Raw genomic sequence first — 2,205 nt, forward strand, 5'->3', positions numbered from 1 at the left:
GACCTATCTACAAGCCGGACAGTACAAGCTTTCTAAAGCCTATCGATCGATCGCCGAAAAAGAACGCAAAGAACGATTGATCAATTCCATTACCGCAGCAGTGCGCCGATCGCTCAACCCTGATGAAATCCTCAATGTCGCCGTTCGGGAGTTGGGGCAAGTTCTCAATGCGGGGCGCTGTCTGATCTATCGCTGCAAAGCCACTGACGCAACGGCTATTTTGGAGTATGAGTTTTTGGGCAGTCGAGGAGCCGAGGAGCTAGGAAACGGAAAAGCCAGGAAGCCGATGAACGGGTTTCAATGTTCCACGTCGCTGTTGGGTGAAACCTGGCTATTGCAGGCAAATCCCCTCTTTCAAGAAGTGCTACAAAAACAAGAGCCTGTCTATGCTGAGGACACCGAAACCGACGATCGCTTGACTCAACCCTTCCAAACATTGGCGCAAGGGCGGCAGGTGAGATCGTGGCTGATGGTGCCTGTTCTCAATCAAAATCAACTGCTGGGCATGGTCGAACTGCACTACTGCAACGCCACGCCTCACAAATTAGAGCGCCACGAACTAGAGATGGTGGAAGCGATCGCCACTCAAATCGGCGTTGCCCTAATTCAAGCCGAATCCTACGCCAACCTGGAAGATCTCAACCAGCAGCTAGAAGCGCTCGATCGCACCCGCAGCAACCTGATCGCCATTACTGGACACGAACTGCGAACGCCCCTATCGACGATTCAAGTCTGTCTCGAAAGTCTCGCCACTGAGCCAGACATGTCAGCCGATTTGCGTCAGGTGATGTTGAATTCTGCGCTGACGGATGCCGATCGTATGAGAAAGCTAATTCAAGATTTTCTCACCCTCTCGCGATTAGAAAGTGGGCGAGTCGAATGGCGCTTAGAACCTTTGCCGCTGGATGAATGCGTCTATCTAGCAATGAGTAGCCTTCAAGCAAGACGGTTTGAAAATCCTTTGCCCCAAATCCACAATGAGCTACCCGCCGAACTGCCGCTCGTGCAAGTGGATGGCGAATGGCTCGTCGAAGTCATTTCTAAATTGCTAGACAACGCCTGCAAGTTTACCGATTCTAAAGGCAGCGTCACGATTCAGGCCAAGCGCAGTGGCGGCAAAATGCTACAAGTTACCGTCGCAGATACGGGACGCGGCATCGAGCGCAATCGGCTGGAAACCGTATTCGATCGCTTCTATCAAGAAGAAGGAGCCTTACGGCGAACCACAGGCGGCACCGGATTGGGACTGGCCATCTGTCGCCAGATCATCGCAGGCTGGGGCGGCAAAATTTGGGCAGAATCAGACGGCAAAGATCGAGGGACAGAATTTCACTTTACGATTCCCGTCGTCCCCACCAGCGAGGAGCGGCCGTCAAACGTGAGAGGGCGATCGCAGAAGCGCGATTAGATACTCTCTAATTGCTAACAACTGTTACAGTTCATCAAACAAGGTCAAGCCCAGGTGATAGGATGCCTAAAAACGTTTAGAGCGTGACCTATGACAGAAACTCTTACTGGACAATCGCCCTTGTTCGGTGGCGGGACAGGCGGACTACTGACCAAAGCCCTAGTCGAAGAGAAATATGCCATTACCTGGACTAGCCCCAAAGAACAGGTATTTGAGCTTCCTACAGGCGGTGCTGCAACGATGCGTCAAGGCGACAACCTGCTGTATCTTGCCCGTAAGGAATATGCGATCGCCTTAGGTGGACAACAACTCCGCGCCAAGTTTAAGATCACCAACTACAAGATCTACCGGATTTTCCCCAACGGTGAGATTCAGTATTTGCATCCTAACGATGGTGTCTTCCCCGAAAAAGTAAATCCAGGTCGCGTGGCCGTCAATAGCGTTCCTCGCAACATTGGCGCAAACACCGAAGCGGCCAAGATCAAGTTCAGCAGTCGCAAATCTTACGACCCTTAACTTGTCGATCGGTTGATCTTTGCTCAGGAGTCAGAATTCGGCATTCGTCTGGATTTTGGCTCCTTGGTGTTTTAAAGGAATGAAGCGATCGTTTGCATTGGGTTCAGGTTAGATGAAGGGGTACGATCGACGAAGTTTTTTCGCTGCGTTGTTTGGTGCTTCTGCCCCCCAACCCCCCAATCTGGGGGACTTTAAGACAAAATTTCAATCCCCGCCCCAAAACAATTCGGCGTTGCTGAACAAAGGGATGAATCAAGTGAGTACGGGTATTGACCAATACT

At 51.3% G+C, this 2,205-nt stretch carries 2 protein-coding genes; both read left to right on the forward strand.

Features of this window, described 5'->3' with window-relative positions; genetic code table 11:
* Positions 1-1,408, forward strand: a 1,408-nt coding sequence (locus ACJ2PR_RS35670; RefSeq protein ID WP_446880607.1) for a GAF domain-containing sensor histidine kinase, incomplete at its 5' end; no start/stop codon positions are given.
* A gap of 90 nt (positions 1,409-1,498) precedes the next feature.
* Complete coding sequence (psaD, locus tag ACJ2PR_RS35675) at positions 1,499-1,924, forward strand: photosystem I reaction center subunit II (RefSeq protein WP_446858585.1); 426 nt, start codon at positions 1,499-1,501, stop codon at positions 1,922-1,924.
* The last annotated feature ends 281 nt before the right edge of the window (positions 1,925-2,205 follow it).

The sequence above is a fragment of the Phormidesmis sp. 146-33 genome (assembly GCF_052939515.1).

Excerpts from the sequence above, each read along its gene's own strand:
- psaD (WP_446858585.1), top strand. The coding sequence starts at position 1,499 with ATGACAGAAACTCTTACTGGACAATCGCCCTTGTTCGGTGGCGGGACA.